This window comes from Mesorhizobium sp. M7A.F.Ca.MR.148.00.0.0 (assembly GCF_003997735.1).
GTDB lineage: Bacteria > Pseudomonadota > Alphaproteobacteria > Rhizobiales > Rhizobiaceae > Mesorhizobium.
The window spans coordinates 1-305 of the sequence record NZ_RZTB01000506.1 but is presented as its reverse complement, the minus strand read 5'-3'; the positions used below and the strand labels follow the sequence as shown (position 1 = coordinate 305).

Here is a 305-nt window from a genome sequence, read left to right as displayed (position 1 = left end):
CGTGTCTCACTCCGGTGCTTGCTTTCAAATTCAAATCTGCCTGAAAGGCGCAAAGAGCGCTGATGGTGCTCATTCGACACGCGTGACCGACACCTCGCCGAGCACGAACACTTCACCGCTCAGCAGGCGCAGCTCGATGTCGCCGGTTGCGGTGTGGTTCCACTCAGCCTTACCCTCATCGACCAGCCCGCCGATGGCGGCCATGACCTGGGACTTCGCCTCTTGGGCGCGGTTGCCGGCGGTGGTGCGGACTGTCCCATCGGTGACGCTGTCATGAGATCTTGCCATCGCGCGCATGCTTGGCC

1 protein-coding gene is annotated in these 305 nt (G+C 62.3%); it reads right to left on the bottom strand.

The genetic code is table 11. From position 1 onward, the window contains the following. Positions 1-69: 69 nt before the first annotated feature. On the bottom strand, positions 70-305 hold a 236-nt coding region (locus tag EOB49_RS35130; protein ID WP_245473009.1), incomplete at its 5' end, for a hypothetical protein.